The sequence below is a fragment of the Glutamicibacter sp. MOO4 genome (assembly GCF_056934395.1).
On the sequence record NZ_CM167800.1, the window covers coordinates 2,874,949 to 2,897,660 of the forward strand.

Sequence of the window (22,712 nt, forward strand, 5' to 3'; positions counted from 1 at the left end):
TCCGTGTCCTAGCTACGCGTCGCGCTGCTAAAAGTTGCAGCGCGACGCGTAACGGCGGGACGTGGCTAGCGGACGCCTTCTTCGGCGAAACTGGTGATGTTTTCTGCCACGGCTTTATCGATGATGGCCGGACCGGTCAAAGTTGCTTTGCCGCCGCCGATGGTGAAACCGCCACGCTTGTTTTGCCAGAGGGAGTCAACTGCCATGTAGCCCTGCAACCATGGCTGCTGGTCTACCGTGAACAGCACGTTGCCCTTGGTGATTTCTCCTACCAACTGCGAATTCATGTCGAAGGAAGCTACTGCAACCTCAGAATTTGCCGTCGCCTTGGCCTTGAGCAGGGTCATCGTGATTGGAGCGCCCAATCCGATGATTGCATCAGCTTGCTTGTCAGCCTGCAGCTTGGCTGTGGTCGTGGACTCAACCTGAGTCATATCGGTGCCCTGTACGTAGAGCACTTCGGTGCCTGGAACGACTTTTTTCACACCGGCACAACGTGCCTCAAGACCAACGTGCCCTTGGTCCTGAATGACACAAATTGGCTTTTTGATGCCCTCCGCTTTGAGCTTTTCTCCGGCAGCTTCGCCGGCAAGCTTCTCATCCGAACCGAAGTGGGCAAATGCTCCCAACTCCTTGAATCGGTCTTCACCAGCGTTGAGGCTGACGATGGAGATTCCTGCGTCGGAGGCCCTTTTCAGCGCACCGGCCATGGCATCTGGTTTGGCTAGGGTGACGGCGATGCCGTCCACACCCTGATCGATTGCCTGCTCAATCAGCTGGGATTGACGTCCACCGTCAGGATCACCCAGGTACTGCAATTCAACATTGTCTTTGGCGGCAGCTTCTTCGGCGCCCTTGCGGATGATGTCCCAGAAGGTATCTCCTGGAGGTGCGTGGGTGATCACTGCGATTTTGATGCGATCGGTTGTTGCGACGGTCCCAGCGGCTGAATTGCTTTCAGGCTCTGGGGCTCGTCCACCCGAGGAAGAGCAGGCTGCAAGTCCAAGAACCGGAACGATAACTAGCGACACTGCGAGTTTGCGCCACATAGGCTTTCCCATATTCATTTTTCCCCTTCAGGAATCCACCGGCGCACCCCATACATCCCCGTGGGCGAGCCGTTTGTTCAAGAATTTCGTGATCCGAGTCACAAGATGTCTAAAGTCTGCGCGACGGAATCGAATCCGTCAAGACTTTGTAAAGACATAAGGATGTGATTACGAGATTGGACTCCACCAAACACCTCGGCTCAACACCGGAAAGGAAGCGATTTCGGCGTTGCTACTTCGAGGAAGATCGCACGATAAGTCGCGGAGAAATCATCAACTGACGTGAGAATTTTCCGTGTGGATTGCGCATTAACTGAAGCAAGAGACGGGCACTACTGCGGCCCATATCTTGAAAATCCGAGTCGACGCTAGTTAGTGAAATTCTTTTCAATGATGACAAAGAAATATTGTCATAGCCGGTCACCGCAGCAGCTACGCCGGCCTCATCCAAAGCCTGAATCGCACCAAAGGCACACAAATCATTGAAGCAAGCCAGCGCATCAGGCCGCGCACCAGAAGCCAGCATCTGCCGCACGGATTCGTATCCAGATTGAAGACTCGGGCCAGCTTCAACTACTTGCACGTGCTGACGCAGCCCATGCCGTTGCATGGCCCGATGATAGGCAGATTCGCGCAATGCCGCCACTGGACCAGCACCACCTGAAATATGGGTAATCTGCGCACAACCACGACTCACCAAGTGGTCTATCACCAAGCCAATCCCTTGCGCATCATCAACGGAGACCACTGCGGTATTCGCTTGCGGCTCGCGCCCACTACCAACAAATACCGCAGGTGTTTCACCGAGTACAGATTCAAAGCTCACCGCATCGTCAGCGGAACCCACAACGAGGATTCCGCTGACTCTCAAATCGCGTAGCGCTTGCAGTTCCGCCGGGCCAATGCCTTGTCCGTCATGAATGGCGGCGGCGCTGAACAACACATCAAACCCTGCGGCCTGCAACTGCTCGCGCACCACCTCAGCAACTTCGAGCACCCACGGGTTATGCAGTTCACCCAAGACCACACCAATGGCATGACGGTTTTCGGAGACCAAGGAACGGGCGGCCAAATTGGGTTGATAGCCGAGCTCACGAATTGAATCTTCAACCCTTGAGCGCCGTAGTGAACTGACCTTGCTCGGATCCGAGAGCACCAAGGATACGAGGGACTTAGAAACCCCTGCATGCTTGGCGACATCACGGATCGTTGGGCGAGAACTTGGCGTCTGCGACATGGCAGTTAGTATTACCCCTTCTAGCCCTGCACTGATTGGCCCATTTGTTGCCACTGGCCGGTGGACGCGGAAATTTCTGCAGCATCAACAAGGGCGGCCACGGCCACGGCATCAGCAATGGTGGAGTTAGTTTTCCCCCCTCCGCACACTGCTACAAGGAACTTCTTGGCTTCGATAATTTTCAGGTCATCAAAGCCCATGGCATTGCCCGGGCCAGGCTGGAACCGCGAATACTCTCCATGCTTTGGCGAACCAATCACCGTGGTGAACCCCTGCTCTTCATTGCCTCGACCAAGAACCACCTCAAGTTCATTCATGCGTTCAAAGTCCCATTTAACCGAGCCTTCAGTTCCATAGATTTCCAAACGATAACCGCACTGTGGGCCCACAGCTACACGGGAGGCTTCGATGGTTCCGATGGCGCGCTGCGCGAGGCCCCCTGGAGTAAACCGAACAAGTGCTGCAGCATAATCTTCGTTTTCCACCTCACCCATCTCACCGCCTTCAATCAGATCAAAGTGCGTTCCTTGACCCATCGACAGTTTTGGCCTGGAGGGAATCATGACATTGGTTGAGGCCGAAATGCTCTGGATGGAACCCACAACATGACTGCACAGGTCCGCCGCATGGCTAAATAGGTCGGCGAGCACGCCACTGCCGGCAAGCTCTCGGTTGAATCGCCAGGATAATGCCGCCCGCGGATCAGCTGCATAGCCAGCAAGGAAGCTTGCGCGAACGTTGGTGATTTCACCCAGCCGACCATCGCGCACCAATTCTCGAGCCCGTTCGATGGCAGGGGCATGACGGTAATTGAATCCAACGGAAGTTTCGACGCCGTTGCGGTCTACCGCTTCTTGAATAGACTGCGTTTCAGCCAGGCTTCGGCCGGCTGGTTTTTCGATCCAAAAATGCTTGCCTGCCTCGGCCGCGGCGATGGCCATCTGCGCATGCAGGAAGTTGGGTGCACAGATGGACACCACGTCTACCTCGGGATCGGCCAGTACCTCGTGATAATCCAACGTTCCTCGTTCAAAGCCAAGGGTGTCCACCGCGTAGTCCACCCGTGATTGCTCGGTATCCGCAGCAACGATCAACCGTGGTTTGATACCCAACTCCGGATATACATAGGGAACGGAACTGTACGCGCGAGCATGCAGCTTCCCCATCCATCCCACCGAAATCAGCCCAACTCCTATGGTGCGCTGTTCGTTCATGATCTTCTCCTCCATCTTTGGCGACGTGCTGTGACGACGTACGCCGAAATGTTCGTGGTGCCTCGACGGGCTTCCATTTTTGGACCGTTCCAAAAACCATATGTTCCCTTTTGATTCGCAGGCAACGATTTTTGAAAGATTTCTTGTCAGGACAATTGGACAAGCGAACGTTAATGTCCAAAATCCCTAGTCATAGACCACTTCTTGACCTAAGGATCTACGCTTGATTGGGAGGCAGGTGTTGGCACGGAAGCGGGCCAAAGCTTTAGATCACGCGGATTTTCACTCAAGGGATGCCCAAAGGCTCAACTTTCCTATATAGTTTGTCCTGTCAAAGCGACATATAACCACAAGGTCGCCGACAAGGAGCAATTGTGAGCACACCACTGAGCATCAAGATCGATCGATCTTCACCGATCCCCCTCTACCACCAGGTAGCGCAGGGCATCGAAGGCGCCATTCGCGATGGTTCTCTCGCCTCGGGCACTCGACTAGAAAACGAAATTGAGCTGGCCCAGCGATTGCGACTATCTCGCCCCACCATTCGCAAGGCCATGGATGACCTCGTCCAGTCCGGACTCTTGGTGCGCAAACGTGGCGTGGGAACACAGGTTGTCTCCAGCCAGATCCGTAGGCACCTTGAACTTTCGAGCTTGAATGATGACCTTCAGCGCGCCGGGAAGAAGCCTTCCACCACCCTGCTCAGCTTTGAACACATTCCGGCTCCGGAGCAGATCCAGGAATTGCTCTCCTTGCCCAAGGATGTTTCGGTCTATCACTTCACCCGTCTGCGTTCGGCCGGCGGGAGCCCACTGGCCTTGATGGAAAACTGGGTACGCGACGACATTGTTGAGCTTGACGAAAAGTCACTGCGCACCCACGGCCTCTACGAACTCTTGCGTGATGCGGGTGTTAATTTCCGACTCGCACAACAGCGCATCGGTGCAACTATTGCCGATGATATCCAAGCGAAAGCCTTGGATGCCGAGGCAGGATCAGCCCTAGTCACCATGCAGCGCACGGCTGTTGATGACACTGGTCGCAACGTTGAGACGGGGTCTCACGTCTACCGCGCTGACGCATACAGCTTTGAAATGACCTTGGTGCAACGCTAAGCACCTGACACCGCCGTCGAAAGGACTACGAATGACCGACTGGATCTACCCTGCAGGCTCTGCCACCGATGGAGAATGGAGCATCTCACTTGGTGCCCATGACTCCACCACGCGCGTTGACGGTTGGGCCCATACTGGGCTCAAGGTGACCGAGCTGGCTGTCGGTCAAACCATCCGGTTGGAGGCCGCGGGCGAAGAACGCATCGTGGTTCCACTCTCCGGTGAGTCATTCACGGTCAGCATTGACGGCGAGGATCATGTTCTTACCGGTCGCGCCTCGGTATTCGAGGGCCCCGCAGATGTGCTCTACACAGGCATTAATACGGCGTTGAGTATCAACGCACCGCAGGGTGGCCGCGTGGCCATCACCCTGGCCCCAGCCAAAGAGTCCTACCCAACACGTTTGATCAAGGCTGAGCAGACTCCGGTGGAACTGCGCGGAGCTGGCAATTGCTCCCGTCAGGTTCACAACTTCGGAACTCCAGCGGCCCTGGAAGCGGACCGATTCATTGTTTGTGAAGTTATCACCCCGGCCGGCAACTGGTCTTCCTACCCTCCACATAAGCATGATGAGGAAAAAGAGGGCGAGACTAGCCTCGAGGAGATCTACTACTTCGAGACTCAGCTAGCCCGAGATATGCCCGCCTCACAGGACACCGATCCCGTTGGATATGCCCGCGTTTACGCATCGGACGAACGTCCCATCGACGTTAATGCAGAGGTTCGCACCGGCGATGTGGTGTTGGTTCCCTATGGCTGGCACGGTCCGGCGATGGCGGCCCCTGGTTACGACCTCTACTACTTGAACGTTATGGCCGGGCCCGGACGAGTCCGAGACTGGCTCATCAGCGATGACCCACACCACGGCTGGATCCGTCAGACCTGGGACTCCCAGAGCATGGATCCACGCCTGCCCTTTGGCCCCACGGCGTAGTCCACAAAGACACACAGCAAAGCGGCGGTTACCGGTTGTCCCGGTAGCCGCCGCTTTGTTCTGACTATTAGCTGGTGTGCTGCACCAGTGGTTCAAAGGCTTGGGCGAAAGCCGCAAGAGCGCCTTGGGAATCCGCACTGGCATAGGCTTCCATGCCGATTGGGCCGGAATACCCTAGCTCGGCAAGGGCCTTGGCTACGGCTCGATAATTGATCTCCCCGGTGCCAGGCTCGCAGCGCCCTGGAACGTCGGCAACCTGGATCTCGCCAATATATGGGCTGGCCGCACGCACCAGTTCGATGAGGTTTCCCTCGCCAATTTGTGCATGGTAGAGATCAAGCATCATCTTGACGTTCGGGTGATCAACGGCCTTGACCAGTGCCAACGTGTCTTTAGCTCGCCCCAGCGGGATGCCGGGGTGATCAAGAATCGTATTTAGATTCTCCAGCATAAACGTCACGTTGTGCTCCGCACCCAGACATCCCAATTCTTCTAGGGTTTTCACTGCGGTCAACCACATGTCACCAGTAGTCCGGAACCGTGGGGTTGCTGCTTGGCCGTCAACGAGCTGGGCCGGGTGCACCACCAGACGATTGATGCCTAGTTGTTTGGCCGCGGGGATCAATTCTTTGGCGGTGCGTACTACTTCGTGCGCACTGCTTGCATCGCACAAGCTACCTTCGCTGTAGCCTGTCATGGAGCCGAAGCGAGCACCGGTGGCCGCTAGGGCTGAAAGGTCTTTATCTCGGATATCCCAGAGTTCAATTTCAAAGCCGGCTTCGTCTAGTTTTTTGACCCGCTCCAGCAGTGGTAGGTCCAGGAAGACCATTTCCGCGCAGACTGCTAGCTGTGCGCTCATGCGTTCACCGCAAGTCGAGTTGCTGACTCAAGCTTGACCGGTAGCCCGGTTTCGGAAGACTCCAGCGCGGCCAACGCTACACGCAGGGCCGCACGAGCATCGGTGCCCGTTGGCACAGCCAGGGCCGCATCGGCAGTGCCTTCGCGCAAGCCGCGGATCTTGCGGGTGAAGATCGACAGCTGATCACGGTAGGCCTGAGCGAAGAGTTCAATGTTCAGGCGCTCGGTCGGAGCGTGGGCACCTTGTGCGTCGAAGCTCGAAGCTGCCACCTGTACCGGATTGCCTGCCTGAACCATGCCCTTGGAGCCGAATACTTCTCCACGGACGTCATAGCCGTAGCTGGCCGAAAAGTTCGCTTCAGCCACAGCGATCGCACCGTTGGAGTAGCGCATGGTGACCACCGCGGTGTCCAACAATCCGGTGTCACGGTGCTCTGGTGCAACCAAGGCATCGGCCATGACATGGACTTCTACGACCTCGGCACCCGGGTTCAACCAGTTCAGGGTGTCAAAATCGTGGATCAACGTCTCGGTGAAAATCACGTGGGAGCGGATCTTTGCGGCATTAGGCAATCCCCCGGCCACTTCTGGGTCACGGGTCAGCGAACGCAAGAGCTGCGGGGTGCCAATAGCACCGGAATTAACCTGTTCTGCGGCGGCGGCAAAGTCCTGCGAGAAGCGTCGATTGAAGCCGATCTGCAGCAAGACGCCCGCGTCCTCGACGGCCTGCAGTGCGCTATCAAGGTCAGCCAATGCGTGGGCTGCTGGCTTCTCGCAGAAAATGTGTTTGCCAGCCGCAGCGGCCTGAGCGATCAGGGACGCATGGAAGCTTGAAGGTGCACCGATGACCACGGCATCCACGGTTTCGTCAGCAAAAACGTCGGCGATGTCTTCGGTGTAGTTGGTGCAGCCAAGTTCCGCGGCCAATTGTGCAGCGCGTCCTGGTGCAGGATCAGCAACAACATGCAGCTGTGCGTCGGGCAGGTACTGTGCCACGGTGCGGGCGTGGAATGCGCCGATCCAGCCGGTGCCAATGACGGCAATACGCAATGGCTGGGCAACGGTTTCTGGCAATGATTGGTAAGCCATGAAGATTCTCCTAGAACGTTCTAGATGTGGTGTTCAGAAAAATCATGGCACACTAGATAGCAGGTGTCTATAACGTTCTAGAAGAAAGTTTCACCAATGCCCTCAAACTCCGCATCACGGCCATCCAAACGCCCAACGCTTACGGATGTCGCCCGCGCTTCCGGCGTATCGGTTGCTTTGGCCTCGATTGTCATGCGGGACGCCGAAGGGGCTAGCGAAGAATCACGAGCCAAGGTCAAACAGGTAGCCGCAGACCTCGGGTACCGACCTGATTCACGCGCCCGATCGCTACGCAGCAGCCGGAGCAGAACGCTGGGATTGGCGCTCTCACTGGGCGAGCCCGTACACGCAGCACTAGCCGATGCCCTCTTTGCCTTGGCCGATCAAGCTGGCTTTGAAATTATCCTTGGAGCCACCGGTAAACATCGCGACGAGCGACGAGTTCTTAATACCCTGATCGACGCAGGTGTTGAGGCAGTGATTGGTATTTTCCCTGAATTACCTTCTGCTGAGTTGGCGCGCATATCCAAACAGCTTCCGGTGATCAGCCTGTTTCGCAAGGTCAGGGGAATCCCATCCATCAGCACGGACGAAGCTGCTGGTGTGAAGCAGTTAGTTGAGCACCTAGTGTCGCTGGGACATACTCACTTACTCCATTTAGACGGCGGACCCGCAGTTGCTGCCCAGCAGCGTCGCGAAGCTTTTGTAACCGCCGTGGCAAGTGCCAAGGTTCAAGGACAAGTTCTTTCAGCCGGCGCGGATGACGCCACAAGCTTTCAAGTGCTCCGCAAGTACTTAGAGACTACCGAGCCAAGTCAACGGGCCAGCGCGGTTCTGGCGTTTAATGACCGCGCCGCTCTTGGCGCGCGACAGGCTCTAGATAAATCGGGCATCAACGTTCCCCAGCAAATGAGTCTCGCCGGATATGACGATAGCGAGTTTGCCCGACTTGGCCATGCGGATCTAACAAGCGTCCGCCAAGACATCACGGCCTTGGCTGAAGCAGCCATTCAGGCAGCGCTCAACGCTCCGGGCAAATCCAGCACCCATGTTTCGCAACTGGTGGTTCGGGGTAGCACTGGAGCGAGTCAGTCTTAGCAGTACTCAAGCCCGCCACCTGTAACGAATTTTGGTGACGGGCTTGGTTTTAGTTATCTCGCAAAAGTCAGTTCAGGATTATCCGTCCGCCTGCGCTTTGACCAGATAAATAGCGCCTGTGGAGACATCCTCCTCCAGGTCTTCCAGCGAGCGTCCCCGGGTTTCGGGAACCTGAGTGGCTACGAAGATCAACGCTACGACGCCAATGCCAGCAAAGAGGAAGAATGAGCCGGTGATCCCGACCCCTGAAATCAAGGTAGGGAAGTAGAGGGCCAGGAAGCCGTTGGTAATCCAGACAAAGAACACCGAGATTCCAATACCCAGACCACGCATGTGTAGTGGGAAGACTTCAGCTAGCCAGACCCATACTGCGACGTTTAAGAAAGTCTGCATCGAGAGCACGAATGCCACTACAAGGATCATGATCACGATTGGCCTTGCGGGGTTTCCAACAGGAAGTAGCATTCCAGCAAACGCGACCAGCAGGTGACAGATGGTGGTGAGCGACAAACCGATCACAAAAGTCTTTCGGCGGTCGATCAGATCCATATTGCGTAGCGCAATCACGCCACCAATAACGGCTACCGCACCGAATGCGATGTTCGCCAAGACAGCCTGTTCTGCAGTCATGCCCGACTCTTCAAGCACGCGGGTGCCGTAGTACATGATCGAGTTGATACCAGTGAGCTGCTGGGCCATACCGACGCCGATGCCGATCAGCAGAATGCGTCGCAGCCATTTGTTTTCCATGATGGCTTTCCAGCCAACCTGCTTATTTTCCTTCTTTTCCCGCTCGGCGATAACTTCCACCTCGTGGACCTCGGCCAATGCACGTTCAGGTGAACGGACCGTTTTGAGAATGCGCAAGGCTTCAGCGTAACGACGCTTTTCAACCAACCAACGAGGTGATTCCGGCATGCGCAACATTCCGAAGAATAGTGCAACCGCTGGCACCGCGCACACCGCAAACATGATGCGCCAGATGCCATCCACATGCCCCAGGGTCACAGCGAGGATCGCGTTAACCACAAAGGCCGATAGCTGTCCGATGACGATGGCCAGCTCATTGCGGCCGGTGATCGAGCCACGGATTTCGTACGGGGCAAGTTCTGCTAAGTAAACCGGGACCACCGTTGAGGCACCGCCAACTGCCAGACCGAGCAAGATGCGGCCAGAAACCAACACCGCAAAGCCCAGTGGTGAGAACGTGCCATAGTCGGCGGACGCCGGCGATAAAACAACCAAGAGCGTTCCGCAGAGGAACATCCCTGCAAGCGCCATGATGACGCGGCGGCGTCCCACGGCATCGGCGATGCGACCGCAGGCCAGCGCACCAAGAGCGGCAGCGAAGACCAACGAGCTAATGACAATACCGACTTGGAAAAGGCTAAGCCCTAGCTCTGCTGCCATTGGGCCTTCGGCACCGTTGGCTACGCCGGTGTCGTAACCAAAAAGCAGTCCGCCGAAGCAGGCAACAATGGAAATCAAGCCGAGTCGTTTTGAATGTGGCCCCTTAGTCAGGGGCGGAAGACTCGGCGCGGTGGATGAAGCTTGCGCACTGGACATGAAAACTCCTTTGGTTTGCTCAAGCGAAGGATTAGCCGACCTAATCTCGGCCGTCGGATCATCGATGATCCAACCCCCTTCGCTCGCTCTGGCAAGGTGCTGCTTCGCATCATCTTGGTCCCTGCCATATAAACTGAAAGTGATGGGCTTCACAGCCCTTATGTAAGGACAATACGTCATCAGTGTTGGACGAGCAAGCTTTTACGCCTATTTGTCCTAACAAATACTCACTCGTAGCTGTTCCCATCTCCACCAGCGCTACTCATGCACTGAACAGACACTGGTCAACATTGAGTTGTGCAAGTGCCATTCACTCTTTGACACCGTTTCAGACGTCAGTTAAATGACATGAACCGAACCTGTTATAGGTTCGGTTCATGTCATGAGAGCACTTCTCTATACGTAAGACATCGCCTTATGAACGTGCCGACTGGGCGGCAGCGACTCGGGCACGCATCTGCTCCAGCTGGTACTTGGAGACTTCAATGGCGTTCTCGTTCTCAGCAAAAACGCTAGAGACCATGACGCTGTCCTCGCGGTCGGTAAACCCGTTGTCCACCAGGCCAGAGAAGAACTCATCCCAATTCACATCACCATCACCAATTTTCAGGTGCTGGTGCACACGCACCGCATTGCCCGGAGGATTGGTGATGTAGCGCAGACCGTGCGAGGCATGGTGATTCATCGTGTCAGCCACGTGAACCACACGAAGCCGGTCCCCCACCGTCTTCATGATCTCCAACGGCTCATCCTTCATATGGAAGGAATGCGAAGCCACATACACAAAGGACAGGTTCGGCGAATTGACCCCACGGATCACTCGCCAGGCAGCCAAGCCCTCTTCCACAAAGTCATCCGGATGCGGGTCAATGGCTACGTTGATACCTTCGCGCTCAAGGATCGGTACGATCTCCTCCATGGAACGATAGAACGCAGCCTCGGATTCTTCCGCACGTTCAGGACGTCCAGTGAACTCAGTGTTCATCTGATTCACACCCAAATCAACGGCAATCTGGATGGCACGCTTCCAATACCGCACCGCAGTTTGGCGCAGGTTCTCATCGGGCGAGGACCAGCGCAGCACCGGCAATACTGACGCAATCCCAACACCCGTGTTTTTGCATTCCACCGCTAACTTCGCCACTAAGTCATCATCCGCTTTTGGATGAGTGAAAAATGGAATGATATCCGCATGCGGGGTCAGCTGAATGTAGTCATAGCCTAGGTCCGCGGCCAGCTTCGGGAATTCCAGCACCGAGTGCGTGGAATGAAATGGAGTTGGGTCCAATGCATATTTCATGATGCCCCTAGTTGTAGAGATCCGGCTTGGAGTTCAGCTTAACTTCTACCTTCTGGCCTGAGCCTTGGGCTTCAACGCCTGCTTCGCAGCAGGCCGCAGTAGCGTAGCCATCCCATGCACTAGGACCGCCAAGCTCACCAACCAACGCAGCATCAACCCACGACTGAATCTCGGTGTCGTAGGCGGCACCAAAACGTTCTTCAAAGCCAGGGGTAATCTTTCCGCCCCACTGACCTGCGGTTCGGACATAAGGGCCAGCGTCATTGCCGATGGAGACAATGCCGTCTTCAAAGGACGCTTGTGTTGCTACCTCGTAGCCAAACTTTGCGTTGACGTAGATCTCCACGTCGGCCAATACCCCTGACGAGGTTTCGATCAACACATGCTGAGGATCATGCTGACCATTCGGGGCATTGCGGGTGGCCTTGCCCAAACGCACCTGCACCGAGGTGATTTCCTCGCCGGTGAAGAAGCGGATGGCGTCGAATTCGTGCACCACCGAGTCGTTGATCAGCATCTCGTTGGTGAAACCCTCAGGTGTGTTCGGGTTGCGGTGCTGGTGGTGCAGCACCAGCAGTTCGCCCAGGCCCTGGTTCTCGATCAGCTCGCGCAGCTGCTTGTACTCGGCGTCGAAGCGGCGCATGAAGCCCACCTGGATGCGCTGGCGGCCCAGCTTCGCCTCGGCCTCGACGATTTCCCACGAGGATGCAGCATCCGGGGTCAGCGGCTTTTCGCACAACACCGGGATATCCGCTTCCAGCACCTTCAGCAGTGCATCGTGGTGCAGGAAGCCCGGGGTGGCCAGCAGTACCGCGTTAACGTCGCCATCGGCGAGCGCAGCAGCCAAGTCGGTGTAGCCCTTGGCACCCGGGATGCCTTCAATGGCAGCATTCACACGGTCAGTGTCGATATCAACAACAGCGGCCACTTCAGCCCCTGAAATACGGTGGTGGATCCGCTGAATGTGGTCAGCGCCCATGCGTCCGGCTCCGACGACGGCAACGCGCAGGATTTCTGGCACGGTATGTCCTTTCAAAAGTTCTTTTTTAGGTGAAGATTGCTTAGACGTGACTACGGGAGCCGCAGCTCAGCAGGTAATCGCGGGTGCGCGTGGCAATAGGTAGTGGCACCGAGAAGTCAGCCACCGGGTACATGTCCTGCTCAACAATGCCGAAGATCGGACGGCCCAGCTTCTCAACTTCCTTCAAGACCTCGTTGAGATCAGGTAGTCCGGAAGGTGGCTCGCACATAACCCCGGCCAGGTTGGCAGCAGCCCAAGTCATGTCCTGCTCACGGACCGTAGCCAGAATGTCAGGGTTGATCTGCTTTAGGTGCAGGTAGCCGATGCGCTCCGGGAAGCGGCGGATCAGATCCACGCTGGAAGCTCCACCGTATTCGGCGTGACCGGTATCCAAGCACAGGTTGGTGAACTGCGGGTCGGTCAGTTCAAGGAACTTCTCGATATCCGGCTGACCACAAACGTGTGAGTCGGCGTGAGAGTGGAACTGCTGCTTCAGGCCGTACTCTTCAAACAGAATCTTGCCCAACCGGTCATGACCCTTAGCCAGAGCATCCCACGCGGCGGCGTCCAGAGTTCCAGACTCTAGTGCCTGCCCGGTGACGTCATCACGCCACATCGCCGGAATCACCACCATATGTTCACCGCCCACAGCGGCAGTCAGCTCTGCTACTTTACGGGCTGGCTCCCACGCTTCTTCCCAAGCCTTCGCGCTGCCGTCGATCCCGCGGTGAAAAGCGGTGAAAACGGTACCGGCGCAAACGTTGAGGTCGCGAGCGGCCAACTCGTCAGCGAGCTGAGAGGGGTCGGTGGGCAGGTACCCGTACGGGCCCAGTTCAATAGTTTTGTAACCAGCCTCGGCCACCTCATCAAGGAAGCGCTGCCAAGGGGTCTGCTTTGGATCATCGGCAAACCAGACTCCCCAGGAGTCCGGTGCAGTTCCGATGGTGATGTTTTGTGCCATGGGATAAACCAGAATCTTTCAATACTCAGTGCCGATGCCGACCGATTACTGGCCGGCATCGGCACGAAGGACAATTATTTTTGTGTGCGCAAACCTAGTTTGAAGGGAAGCTGTACGAGGCGGTGGACTGCTGTGTTGGTTCTGGCCAACGCTGCGTCACGGCCTTGCCTCGGGTGTAGAAACGCACACCATCTGGGCCGAAGATGTGGTGCTCACCGAACAGCGAATCCTTCCAGCCACCGAAGGAGTGCCAAGCCACTGGGACTGGCAATGGAATGTTCACGCCCACCATGCCCACCTGGATGCGTCGGGTGTAGGTGCGGGCGTGCGCTCCGGAGGAAGTGAAGATCGCGGTGCCGTTACCGTAAGGGTTGGCGTTGACTACTTCAATGGCTTCTTCCAAGCTATCCACGCGCAGAACTACCAGTACCGGGCCGAAGATTTCTTCGGTGTAGGCGCTCATTTCGCGGTTAACCTTGTCGATGATGGTTGGGCCAACAAAGAAGCCGTTTTCGTGGTCCTTGACCACCAGGTCGCGTCCGTCGATGACCAGTGCTGCACCGGCCTGCTCGGCCTCGCCGACGATCTTCTGCAGGCGTGACTTGGACGCCGGAGTGATGACCGGACCCATATCTGCCTTCTCATCAAGACCGTGGGAGACGTTAACTCCGCGGCCACGCTCAGCCAACTTATCGACCAAAGCATCTGCTCCCTCACCCACGGCGACAGCCACGGAGATGGCCATGCAGCGCTGACCGGCGGAACCGAATGCAGCGGCGTTGATGTGATCTGCTGCCAAATCCATGTCGGCATCTGGCATGACTACGGCGTGGTTCTTCGCGCCACCCAAAGCCTGTACTCGCTTGCCGTACTTGGTAGCGGTCTCGTGTACATACTTGGCGATCGGAGTGGACCCAACAAAGGAGATTCCATCGACCTCTGGGTGGGCTAGCAAACCATCTACGGTTTCCTTGCCGCCGTGCAGTACCTGGAAGACACCGTCGGGCAGGCCTGCCTGCTTGAACAGATCGGCAATCAGCATGGAAGCCGATGGGTCACGCTCGGATGGCTTCAGAATGAATGCGTTACCGGCGGCGATGGCTACCGGAGCCATCCACAATGGCACCATGACCGGGAAGTTGAATGGAGTAATACCGGCAACAACACCCAGTGGCTGGCGGAAGGAGAAGACATCAATTCCGCCGGCTACCTGATCCGAGTAGTCACCCTTCAGGGACTGGGAGATACCGCAGGCAAACTCCACTACTTCCAATCCGCGGCCGATCTCACCGGCGGCGTCGGAAAGAACCTTGCCGTGTTCGCTGGTGATGATGCGTGCCAGCTCATCGGTGTGCTCGCTGAGCAGCTGCTGGAAGCGGAACATGATCTTGGTGCGCTTGGCGATCGAAACTTCGCCCCAGCTATCTGCCGCAGTGCGAGCTGCCGCAACAACCTGCTCCAGGTCCTCGCTGCTAGCCAGGTGTAGCTGGCCGGTGATTTCACCGGTGGCTGGGTTGTAAACCGGCTGGGTCTGGGTGCCGGTTCCTGCCGATGGGACACCGTTGATGTAGTGCAAGATTTCTGCGACGTCAGTGGCGATAGTAGTCATTGCTTAGATCCTTTGGTCTTGAGGTTTAAGGTGTGTCTGCGCTAGCCCAGTAGGGGCTTTTGGCGAGATTTATTGTTGGTGTAGTTCTTGTAGGCCTCGGTGGTGCTTTCAAGTTCAGCAACTTCGCTGACCGGCACATCCCACCACGATTCACTCGATGGTGCATCGGCGTACAGGTCAGATTCGATGTGAATCAGGATCGGGCCCGAGCCTTCGGGTGCCGCCTTGGCCTTAGCGATGGCCGCAGACAGATCATCGATGGCATCCGGTCCAGGGGTAATCCTGATGACCTTGACGCCCAAAGATTCGGCGTTGGTCGCCAGATCGATAGGCAGGGTTTCGCCTTCATCAAAGCTGTGGCTGGCAGAATCCAAGGTGCGGTATTTGGTACCGAAACGCTGGGATCCCAAGGACTCAGAGAGTGCACCGATGGAGGCATAACCGTGGTTCTGAATGAGCACGGTGATGACCTTCAGGCCCTCGGCCACCGCGGTGACCAGCTCGGTGTGCATCATCAGGTAGGAACCGTCGCCCACCATGACCACCACGTCGCGGTTTTCTTGATCCCCGCGCTCGGTTTCGGCCTGCACTGCACGCTTAATTCCTAGCCCACCGGCAATTTCGTAGCCCATGCAGGAGAATCCGTACTCCACGTGGTAGCCGAACGGATCGCTCACTCGCCACATTTTGTGCAGGTCTCCGGGGAGGGAACCCGCAGCGCACACTACAACGTCGCGTGAATCCATGGCTTCGTTGACTGCACCAATGATCGCGTTCTGGCTGACCAAGGGGCTCAGTCGTTCGGCGAAGGCTTCATCAACGGTGGCATTCCAGCGCTGCTTTTCGCTGGCGGTCTGTACTTCCAAAGCACCCTCAACGCGGTATCCGCTCAGCGCTTCGCGCAGTGCGATCAGTGCCTTGCGAGCATCTGCCACGACTGGCAGAACGGTGCCGTGCTTGTAGGCATCAAGCGCGGCCACGTTGATGTTCACAAACTTCACGTCAGGGTTTTGGAAAGCGGTGCGGCTGGCGGTGGTGAAGTCTTCGTAGCGGGTGCCGATACCAATGATCAGATCCGCCTGTTCAGCCAATGCGTTAGCTGCGGTGGTTCCGGTGGAACCGATAGCACCCAGTGAGTACTTCGAATCCCATGGCAGCACACCGACTCCGGCCTGGGTATTGCCGACCGGGATACCGGTCGCTTCACAGAACGCGGCCAGTTCCTCGGTAGCAAAGGCATAGAGCACTCCGCCACCGGCAACAATCAGTGGGCGCTTGGCTGCACGGACCATCTTGGCTGCTTCGGCAATGTCCTGCGCCTCAGGCTCTGGGCGACGAATCTTCCACTCACGTTCAGCAAAAAATTCTTCCGGGAAGTCAAAAGCTTCGGCCTGCACATCTTGAGGCAACGAGATGGTCACCGCACCGGTTTCTGCCGGATCGGTGAGCACCCGCAGTCCGTGATGTAGGGCGCTGGCTAGCTGCTCGGGACGGGTGACACGGTCAAAGTACTTGGACAGCGGACGGAAAGCGTCATTAACGGTGATGTCATATCCGTGAGGCATTTCCAACTGCTGCAGAACCGGATCCGCGGCGCGGGTGGCAAAGGTATCGGAAGGAAGCAACAGCACCGGCAAACGGTTAGCCGTAGCTAGGGCGGCACCGGTGAGCAGGTTGGAGGAACCTGGGCCGATGGACGTGGATACCGCGTAGGTGGCACGGCGGCGGGTGTGCCGTGCGTAGGCAACAGCCTGGTGCGACTGTGCCTGCTCGTTACGGCCCTGGTAGTAAGGCATGAGGCTTGGATCCTTGGCCTGCCACTGCTTCAGTGCCTGGCCTACGCCGGCAACATTGCCGTGACCAAAAATGCCAAACATGCCAGGAATCAGCCGTTCGCGGTACTTAGTTCCGCCAATGGTATCCACCGTGTACTGGCGGCCGAGGAATTCCACCACTGCCTGTGCGACGGTCATTGTGCGTGTAGTCATCAAGCTTGCCCTTCTGCGTTTGCTGCAGTTGTGCTGTTGTTCAGTAGTGATGCGGCGGTGGCCACGGCGCCGGCTACGTCCCCGTCTTCGGGATAGAGCAGGGTTCGTCCCACGGTCAGTCCCTGCACCGAAGGTAGGGCTAGGGCCGTTTGCCACGAGGCGAAGATTTCGTCCGGTTGACCGGCTGGGTCCCCGCCAAGTAATACGGTAGGCAAGGTGGTAGCGGCCATAACGCGTTCCATTTCCTGGACCACCGGAATCTTCAGCCAGGTGTAGGCGCTGGATGCCCCGAGTCCGGAAGCAATGCCCATGGACTTGATCACGGCGTCTGGGCGAAGGTCGTTGACTACCTTGCCCTCCACCCGTTTGGAGATGAAAGGTTCCACCATGGCCACCAGCTGGTGCTCGGCCAAGTCGGAGATTGCGTCGGCCGTAGCTTGCAGCGTTTTTACGGTGTCCGGATCTTCGTAGCTGATCCGGGTGAGCATCTTGCCGCCATCAGCGCCCAGTGCGGCCAGCGCCGCAGCGCTGTGTCCGGTGAAGCGATCATCAATCTCGTTCACCAAGCCGGTCAGTCCGCCACGGTTCATTGATCCAAAGACCAATTTGCCCTCTAGTGCCCCAAGAAGCAGCAGGTCATCGAGGATATCTGGCGAAGCGAGCACACCGTCACAAGCCGGGTTCTGCAAGGCGATCTGCAGTCGGTCCAAGAGCTGGCGGCGGTCTGCCATGGCGGTGGCTCGTTTGCCCACCGAGAGGGCACCGCGGGCCGGGTGGTCGGCAGCGATAATAAAATTCTGTCGCCCCAGTACCGGGCCGGCGTGCTTCTGGCGTAGCTGTGCTGCCCGAAGAACTGATGCCGGATCTTCTAGTTGCTGGCGGGTGATGGATTCGTAGCGGCGTGGATCTTCAAGGTCCACGCTCAACTCGGGTGCCTGTTGCATGACTAGACCAGGTCTTTCTGGGAGGTGGGGACGGTGCGGCCACGCTCGGCCAGCAGTGCGTTAACTTCTTCTGGGTTAGGCATCGCATCGGAGCAGGCCACCTTGGAAGCCACAATGGCTCCGGCCGCGTTGGCGTAATCCAGTACCTGCTCTAGCGGCCATCCGGAGAGTAAACCGTGGCAGAAGGCTCCACCGAAGGAATCTCCCGCGCCCAGACCGTTGGCGGTCTGTACCGGAACCGGTGCGGAGACCACACGTTCGGTGCGGGTTTTAGCCATCACACCTTCTGGGCCGAGCTTGACGACGGCAATCTGCACACCGGCGTCCAGCAAGCGGTCCGCTTGTTCATCCGGGGTTCCTGCGCCAACGGCCACCGTGCATTCGGTGTCGTTGCCGATGGCTACGGTTGCTGAGGCCAAAGCCTGGGTGACCTGTTCACGGGCCTGTTCTACCGAATCCCAGAACATTGGGCGGTAGTCCAGATCCAAGATGGTGAACTGACCTTCGCCCAGGGATTCGACCGGCCGAGCTTCATAGGCTGCCAGCTGTGCGCTGCGTGATGGTTCACGGCTCAGACCGGTGACGGTGCTCCAGAAAATCTTGGAATTTTTGACCGATTCAAGGTCAATGTCGCTGGTATTGATGTTCCAGTCCGGAGCCATCGGGAAGCGACCGTAAAAGTACAGTGGGAAATCATCTGGTGGCAGGATTGCGCAGAAGGTCACCGGAGTCTGCAGGGTTTCATCGCGAGTTACCTGGGTGCGGTCCACGCCGTAGCGGTCCAGTTCACGTTCTAGAAAAGTACCAAAGTCGTCATCACCAATCTTGGTGACCACGCCGGCAGCACGTCCGTGCTGTGCAGCAGCTACCGCGACGTTAGTGGCGGAACCACCGAGGTACTTGCCGAAGGAGGTCACGTCGGCAAGACCGACACCGATGTCGTTCGGGTAAACATCAACACTGATGCGTCCGAGGGTCAGTACGTCGTAGTTCACGCGGATCGACGTCCTTTCGAGCTTGAAGTTCTATATGCCGGTGCTCCGTTTTTTCTCGATGTGAGGGGAAGCACAGTTATTACTTTGCATCAAAACCCTTTGGCCTGTCAAAGGTTTGTACTGACATATTTACAAGTTAACTTTGTCCCACTTTGACTTTCCCCGGATTTTCAAGGAAGTTAGCCGGTTTGGACGAAAAAAATTACGTGCAAGACAACCTAAGTCAGCATCGTCTTGTGTGCAGAAACCTCGATTCTCGACCCCGCCCAAGGCGTGCCGAAACCTCAAAACCAGCAATCTCACCCCTCAAGGTAGCGAGTCGCAATCAGCTACTTATGTGCCAAGATTTGCAAGAAGTAACTGTCAAGCGAAAACACACGCCCGGGCCTAACGCTAGGCTCTTAACGAGAAGACCAGTCAAAATCCAGGAGGCACCGTGGCAGCAGAACGCCAACGAGCGACCATCTATGACGTCGCCCAAGCCGCGGGCGTCTCCAAATCCTTAGTGTCTTTGGTACTTCGCAACTCGCCTAGCGTTTCGGCCCCGCGCCGTGAGGCGGTGCTTGCCGCGATCAAGGAATTAAATTACCGTCCCAGCCAAGCGGCTACCGCTCTGGCCGGTGGCACCAGCCAGACCGTTGGTGTGGTTATCGATGACTACACCAACCTGTGGTTTGTTGAATTGCTGCGCGGTTTGCAGGAGGGGCTAGGTAGCGCCGGCTTGCGTATTGCAGTCTCGGACCGCACGCTGAACGCGCACGTAGAATCCGATCCACTAGAAGGCTTCCTCAGCACACGGGTTGAGGCTTTGGTGCTCGCCACCGAACCCACGCCCGCCATGCGCTTCCCTTCGAACGTTCCGGTGGTGGTGGCCGGTAACCGCGAAACTCAGGTGCCCGGATCCGATGTCACCGCGAGCGATGACCAACTTGGTGCACGCCGCGCTATTGAGCACCTCATTTCGCTTGGGCACCAGCACATTGGTCACGTAGGTGGCGGTGGCGGCGCCTCAAGACTCAGGCGCGCTGGATACCTGGAGGCCATGCAAGCCGCCGGGCTCAACGCCCAGATGATCACCACGAGTCCACAAACCACCGAAGCCAGTGGTTATCAGGGCACTATTGAACTTCTAAACCAGGCTCCGGCCACAACCGCCATCTTGGCCGGCAACGATTCAATGGCCATGGGCGCCCTGGCTGCGGCTCGCGATCAGGGACTCTCGGTGCCCGAGGACTTGTCGGCGATTGGTTACGATAACTCGCCACTATCCGACACCCACCTTTTGCGATTGACCACGATGGATAGCCGCAACCGCGATCTTGGGCTTCGCGTAGCGCAGCAAGTGATCTCTCGACTGGCTGATCCGAAGCGCGAGGCGCAAAGGGTTTTACTGGAGCCCACGCTGATTGAGCGTGGCACCTGCGCCGCACCTCGAACCCACTAAATAATTCTTCTCAGCTAACCACTTGACCGCCGTCCGGATTCGCCTTTACACTTTTTTGGAGCGCTCCAAAATAATCCATGAACAACTTTCACAGGAGAATTCCGTGACTAAAACCATCGGCATTGCCGTCATTGGCGCCGGCATGGCCGGGCTGTCCCACATCGCTGGATACCGCACTGCACCAACCCTCTACAGCTCCGACTTACCACCACTTCGCTACGTTGCAGTAGCTGACGTGAACACCGAGCTCGCAGCCAAGGTCGCCAAGCGTTACGGCTACGAAAAGGCCCTCGGCTCCTGGCAAGAAGTAGCCGCAGATCCAGATATCGACGTGGTCTCAGTAGTTATTGCCAATCGTTTCCACCGTGAAGCAGTTGAGGGCCTACTGGCTGCCGGCAAGCACGTTTTGTGCGAAAAGCCGCTGGCTGACACCCTCGAAGAAGCCGAAGCAATGGCCCTCGCAGCCCGCAACGCTAACTCCGTGGCCCGCGTTGGCTTCACCTTCCGCCGCACCCCAGGCATCGCAACGATCCAAAACCTCATCGCCGATGGCACCCTGGGCAAGGTTCTACACTTCTCCGGCCGTTACTGGACCGACTACGGCCACAACCCACAGGCCCCCATGAGCTGGCGCTTTAAGGGCCAGCCAGGCTCGGGCGCACTGGCCGATGTGGGAAGCCACTTGGCCTACGTTGCCGAATTCTTGGCCGGAGAGATCCTCTCGGTCAGCGGCGGCCAGCTAAGCACCAGCATCACCGAACGCTTCCTGCCAGCCGGCGCCGTCACCGGCCACGATCTGGTGGAACTCAGCGAGACTTCCGAGCCAGTAGAAAACGACGACTACGCAGCATTCAACGTTCAGTTCGCCGGAGCCTCGGGCAGCTTGGAAGTTTCCCGCGTGGCAGCCGGTCACCCCAACACACTGAACTTCGAGGTCTTCTGCGAGAAGGGCGCCGCACGCTTCAGCCAGCTGCGTCCCGCAGAAATCGAAATCATGCTCACCGAGGGCCCATCGACAACCAACGGTTACCGCACGGTGAACCTCGGCTCGGAGCACGCCTACATCAGCGGCGGTCTACCAATGGACGCACCAGGTGTTGGCTTTGGTCAGAATGACGCCTTTGGCTACCAGGCTCGCGCCTTCCTCGACGAGGTCGCCGGACTAGAGAACGCACTTCCAACCAACGCATCATTCGACGAGGGTGTGCACAATATGCAGATCCTGCAGGCAGTTGTGCAGTCCGCTACTAACGACGGAAAGAAGGTTTCGCTGTGAAACTCGGTGTCTACAACGCAATCCTCCACAGCCGGCCGCTGACCGAAGCACTCAAGGTCATTGCCGACCAAGGGCTCACCGGAGTTGAGCTGAACACTGGCGGTTTCTTGCCACCAGTACACGTGCCAAATATCGATGAGATCTTAGAATCCGATGACGCTCGTGATGCTTTCCTCGCCCAATTTGAAGGCACCGGCGTGGAAATTTACGGACTGAATTGCAACGGCAACCCGCTGCATCCCAAGCGTGAAATTGGTGAAAAGCACGCCGAGGACATTCGCCGCTCCATCAAGTTGGCGGCTCGCTTAGGTCAGACTCGTGTGGTCACCATGTCCGGACTGCCCGCTGGAGAGCCCAATGGCACCAACCCAAACTGGGTAGTTAATGCCTGGAATTCGGCGGCCCTGGACCAGCTGGACTACCAATTCGGGATCGCTGCAGAATTTTGGAAAGAGATCGACGAGCTGGCTGTTGCCCACGGAGTGAAGGTCGCCCTGGAGCTCCACCCGCAGAACCTGGTCTTTAACCCTGCAAGCTTCCGCGAGCTACTTAAGCGCACTGGCACCAGCAACATCGGCATTGAACTAGATGCCTCACACCTGTTCTGGCAGCAGATGGATCCGGTGGCCGTTGTCCGTGACCTCGGCCAGTGGGTCTTCCACGCAGCGGCCAAGGATGTGCGCATCAACGCCAATGCCGCGGTTCAGGGCGTGCTGGATAACAGCTTCCGCAAGCTGGGCGAAGATGAGCCCCGCACCAACCTCGGTGGCGACGAGTGGGCTAACGAGTGGCCAAAGAACTCAGCCTGGGACTTTGTGGCCTTGGGCAAGGGACATGACACCGCGTTCTGGACCGAATTCCTGCGTGCTTTGCACGAGGTGGATCCTGAAATGATGGTGAACATCGAACACGAGGACACCGAACTCGGTGCCGTTGAGGGTCTAGAAGTAGCGGCCAAGGTACTGATCGAAGCTGACGCGGCCCTAGAAGCCTCGCTGACCAAAGCTTCTTAAT

Annotated in this window: 19 protein-coding genes; 6 read left to right on the forward strand and 13 right to left on the reverse strand. The window is 57.3% G+C overall.

Annotation, left to right across the window (positions count from 1 at the left end):
- Positions 1-65 precede the first annotated feature (65 nt).
- The 3 genes from AC1Z3F_RS13415 to AC1Z3F_RS13425 form a co-directional block, all read right to left on the reverse strand.
- On the reverse strand, positions 66-1,061 hold the full coding sequence (locus tag AC1Z3F_RS13415) for a sugar ABC transporter substrate-binding protein (RefSeq protein ID WP_262199005.1): 996 nt from the start codon (positions 1,059-1,061) through the stop codon (positions 66-68).
- A 220-nt stretch (positions 1,062-1,281) separates the two neighbouring features.
- Positions 1,282-2,286: a LacI family DNA-binding transcriptional regulator gene (locus AC1Z3F_RS13420; protein ID WP_483566028.1), complete on the reverse strand. Its 1,005-nt coding sequence runs from the start codon at positions 2,284-2,286 to the stop codon at positions 1,282-1,284.
- 20 nt (positions 2,287-2,306) lie between these two features.
- Positions 2,307-3,500 (reverse strand): Gfo/Idh/MocA family protein, encoded by a 1,194-nt coding sequence (locus tag AC1Z3F_RS13425; RefSeq protein WP_483566029.1) that lies wholly within the window; start codon positions 3,498-3,500, stop codon positions 2,307-2,309.
- A gap of 374 nt (positions 3,501-3,874) precedes the next feature.
- Between AC1Z3F_RS13425 and AC1Z3F_RS13430 the strand changes: the two genes are divergently transcribed.
- Both AC1Z3F_RS13430 and iolB read left to right on the forward strand, forming a co-directional pair.
- Positions 3,875-4,615 carry a GntR family transcriptional regulator gene (locus tag AC1Z3F_RS13430; protein WP_483566030.1) on the forward strand — a complete coding sequence of 247 codons (741 nt, stop codon included), beginning with the start codon at positions 3,875-3,877 and terminating at the stop codon, positions 4,613-4,615.
- A 31-nt stretch (positions 4,616-4,646) separates the two neighbouring features.
- On the forward strand, positions 4,647-5,549 hold the full coding sequence (gene iolB, locus AC1Z3F_RS13435; RefSeq protein ID WP_483566031.1) for a 5-deoxy-glucuronate isomerase: 903 nt from the start codon (positions 4,647-4,649) through the stop codon (positions 5,547-5,549).
- A 67-nt stretch (positions 5,550-5,616) separates the two neighbouring features.
- On the opposite strand, the gene AC1Z3F_RS13440 is transcribed toward iolB, so the two are convergent.
- Positions 5,617-6,408, reverse strand: a complete 792-nt coding sequence (locus AC1Z3F_RS13440; RefSeq protein WP_483566032.1) for a TIM barrel protein — start codon at positions 6,406-6,408, stop codon at positions 5,617-5,619.
- Positions 6,405-7,496: a Gfo/Idh/MocA family oxidoreductase gene (locus AC1Z3F_RS13445; protein WP_483566033.1), complete on the reverse strand. Its 1,092-nt coding sequence runs from the start codon at positions 7,494-7,496 to the stop codon at positions 6,405-6,407. Before AC1Z3F_RS13445 ends, AC1Z3F_RS13440 begins: the two co-directional genes overlap by 4 nt.
- A 96-nt stretch (positions 7,497-7,592) precedes the next feature.
- On the opposite strand from AC1Z3F_RS13445, the gene AC1Z3F_RS13450 reads away from it, so the two are divergent.
- Complete coding sequence (locus AC1Z3F_RS13450) at positions 7,593-8,594, forward strand: LacI family DNA-binding transcriptional regulator (protein WP_483566034.1); 1,002 nt, start codon at positions 7,593-7,595, stop codon at positions 8,592-8,594.
- Between the two features lie 78 nt (positions 8,595-8,672).
- On the opposite strand, the gene AC1Z3F_RS13455 is transcribed toward AC1Z3F_RS13450, so the two are convergent.
- From AC1Z3F_RS13455 to iolC, 8 genes are all read right to left on the reverse strand, one after another.
- Positions 8,673-10,205: a sugar porter family MFS transporter gene (locus AC1Z3F_RS13455; RefSeq protein ID WP_483566968.1), complete on the reverse strand. Its 1,533-nt coding sequence runs from the start codon at positions 10,203-10,205 to the stop codon at positions 8,673-8,675.
- A gap of 370 nt (positions 10,206-10,575) precedes the next feature.
- Positions 10,576-11,460: a sugar phosphate isomerase/epimerase family protein gene (locus tag AC1Z3F_RS13460; protein WP_483566035.1), complete on the reverse strand. Its 885-nt coding sequence runs from the start codon at positions 11,458-11,460 to the stop codon at positions 10,576-10,578.
- Positions 11,461-11,467: 7 nt separating this feature from the next.
- Positions 11,468-12,481: a Gfo/Idh/MocA family protein gene (locus tag AC1Z3F_RS13465; RefSeq protein ID WP_483566036.1), complete on the reverse strand. Its 1,014-nt coding sequence runs from the start codon at positions 12,479-12,481 to the stop codon at positions 11,468-11,470.
- 40 nt (positions 12,482-12,521) lie between these two features.
- Positions 12,522-13,442 carry a sugar phosphate isomerase/epimerase family protein gene (locus tag AC1Z3F_RS13470; RefSeq protein ID WP_483566037.1) on the reverse strand — a complete coding sequence of 307 codons (921 nt, stop codon included), beginning with the start codon at positions 13,440-13,442 and terminating at the stop codon, positions 12,522-12,524.
- 94 nt (positions 13,443-13,536) lie between these two features.
- Positions 13,537-15,051, reverse strand: a complete 1,515-nt coding sequence (locus AC1Z3F_RS13475) for a CoA-acylating methylmalonate-semialdehyde dehydrogenase (protein WP_483566038.1) — start codon at positions 15,049-15,051, stop codon at positions 13,537-13,539.
- Positions 15,052-15,092: 41 nt separating this feature from the next.
- On the reverse strand, positions 15,093-17,024 hold the full coding sequence (iolD, locus tag AC1Z3F_RS13480; RefSeq protein WP_483566969.1) for a 3D-(3,5/4)-trihydroxycyclohexane-1,2-dione acylhydrolase (decyclizing): 1,932 nt from the start codon (positions 17,022-17,024) through the stop codon (positions 15,093-15,095).
- Positions 17,025-17,038: 14 nt separating this feature from the next.
- Positions 17,039-17,983, reverse strand: coding sequence for a Cgl0159 family (beta/alpha)8-fold protein (locus AC1Z3F_RS13485; protein WP_483566039.1), 945 nt, complete (start codon positions 17,981-17,983; stop codon positions 17,039-17,041).
- Between the two features lie 2 nt (positions 17,984-17,985).
- A complete protein-coding gene (gene iolC / locus AC1Z3F_RS13490; protein WP_483566040.1) occupies positions 17,986-18,978 on the reverse strand; it encodes a 5-dehydro-2-deoxygluconokinase in 993 nt (330 codons plus the stop codon).
- Between the two features lie 436 nt (positions 18,979-19,414).
- Between iolC and AC1Z3F_RS13495 the strand changes: the two genes are divergently transcribed.
- The 3 genes from AC1Z3F_RS13495 to AC1Z3F_RS13505 all read left to right on the forward strand — a co-directional run bounded on the left by AC1Z3F_RS13495 (position 19,415) and on the right by AC1Z3F_RS13505 (position 22,711).
- Positions 19,415-20,422 (forward strand): LacI family DNA-binding transcriptional regulator, encoded by a 1,008-nt coding sequence (locus AC1Z3F_RS13495; protein ID WP_483566041.1) that lies wholly within the window; start codon positions 19,415-19,417, stop codon positions 20,420-20,422.
- A gap of 103 nt (positions 20,423-20,525) precedes the next feature.
- Positions 20,526-21,698 carry a Gfo/Idh/MocA family protein gene (locus tag AC1Z3F_RS13500; RefSeq protein WP_483566042.1) on the forward strand — a complete coding sequence of 391 codons (1,173 nt, stop codon included), beginning with the start codon at positions 20,526-20,528 and terminating at the stop codon, positions 21,696-21,698.
- Positions 21,695-22,711 carry a sugar phosphate isomerase/epimerase family protein gene (locus tag AC1Z3F_RS13505; RefSeq protein WP_483566043.1) on the forward strand — a complete coding sequence of 339 codons (1,017 nt, stop codon included), beginning with the start codon at positions 21,695-21,697 and terminating at the stop codon, positions 22,709-22,711. Before AC1Z3F_RS13500 ends, AC1Z3F_RS13505 begins: the two co-directional genes overlap by 4 nt.
- Position 22,712 lies beyond the last annotated feature (1 nt).

Bases quoted from the DNA above. Each gene is read 5' to 3' on its own strand.
- AC1Z3F_RS13415 (WP_262199005.1), bottom strand. From the start codon at position 1,061: ATGGGAAAGCCTATGTGGCGCAAACTCGCAGTGTCGCTAGTTATCGTT.
- AC1Z3F_RS13485 (WP_483566039.1), bottom strand. From the start codon at position 17,983: ATGCAACAGGCACCCGAGTTGAGCGTGGACCTTGAAGATCCACGCCGC.
- AC1Z3F_RS13475 (WP_483566038.1), bottom strand. From the start codon at position 15,051: ATGACTACTATCGCCACTGACGTCGCAGAAATCTTGCACTACATCAAC.
- AC1Z3F_RS13425 (WP_483566029.1), bottom strand. From the start codon at position 3,500: ATGAACGAACAGCGCACCATAGGAGTTGGGCTGATTTCGGTGGGATGG.
- iolB (WP_483566031.1), top strand. From the start codon at position 4,647: ATGACCGACTGGATCTACCCTGCAGGCTCTGCCACCGATGGAGAATGG.
- AC1Z3F_RS13445 (WP_483566033.1), bottom strand. From the start codon at position 7,496: ATGGCTTACCAATCATTGCCAGAAACCGTTGCCCAGCCATTGCGTATT.
- AC1Z3F_RS13450 (WP_483566034.1), top strand. From the start codon at position 7,593: ATGCCCTCAAACTCCGCATCACGGCCATCCAAACGCCCAACGCTTACG.
- AC1Z3F_RS13440 (WP_483566032.1), bottom strand. From the start codon at position 6,408: ATGAGCGCACAGCTAGCAGTCTGCGCGGAAATGGTCTTCCTGGACCTA.
- AC1Z3F_RS13470 (WP_483566037.1), bottom strand. From the start codon at position 13,442: ATGGCACAAAACATCACCATCGGAACTGCACCGGACTCCTGGGGAGTC.
- AC1Z3F_RS13460 (WP_483566035.1), bottom strand. From the start codon at position 11,460: ATGAAATATGCATTGGACCCAACTCCATTTCATTCCACGCACTCGGTG.
- AC1Z3F_RS13420 (WP_483566028.1), bottom strand. From the start codon at position 2,286: ATGTCGCAGACGCCAAGTTCTCGCCCAACGATCCGTGATGTCGCCAAG.
- iolD (WP_483566969.1), bottom strand. From the start codon at position 17,024: ATGACCGTCGCACAGGCAGTGGTGGAATTCCTCGGCCGCCAGTACACG.